Consider the following 438-nt stretch of genomic DNA (forward strand, 5'->3'; position numbering starts at 1 on the left):
CGTTGGAGAACACATACATGAATAAAGAAAATGATCAAAGTAAGGTACATATTATTTTGTTGGATGCATTAAACGCTGGCATTTCTGGTCTGAAGGTTGCCGTCAAAATTGGCAACGAATTGATACACGAAGGCGTGACAGATGCACAAGGAAAAATTGGGCACGTTCATGCCAAACTGGGTGACGATATCGGCATCTATGTGAAACGGTTTTTGAATGATGAGATGAAGCTTGTCAAGATCATCAAAGCCTTTTCTGAAGAGCAGATCGTTAAGCTATACAGCCCCAAAGTGAAGAGGGAAATACTCTTGCAGAAAGACAAAGGTACGCCTGGTAACTATCAGCGTAAAACTTACCAAGTGAAAGCTGGTAATACGTTAGCGTCGATCGCCAAGGAAAATAGAACCACTACCCAAGCACTGGTTCGCCTCAACAACA

Annotated in this window: 1 protein-coding gene; it reads left to right on the forward strand. The window is 42.2% G+C overall.

The features are described from left to right. Positions 1 to 17: 17 nt before the first annotated feature. Positions 18 to 438 (forward strand): LysM peptidoglycan-binding domain-containing protein (locus ACO0KV_RS18400; RefSeq protein ID WP_423044610.1); only part of this gene is annotated, 421 nt, incomplete at its 3' end.

Origin of the sequence: Undibacterium sp. RuRC25W (genome assembly GCF_049339825.1) — a bacterium.
In the GTDB taxonomy this organism is placed as follows: domain Bacteria; phylum Pseudomonadota; class Gammaproteobacteria; order Burkholderiales; family Burkholderiaceae_D; genus Undibacterium.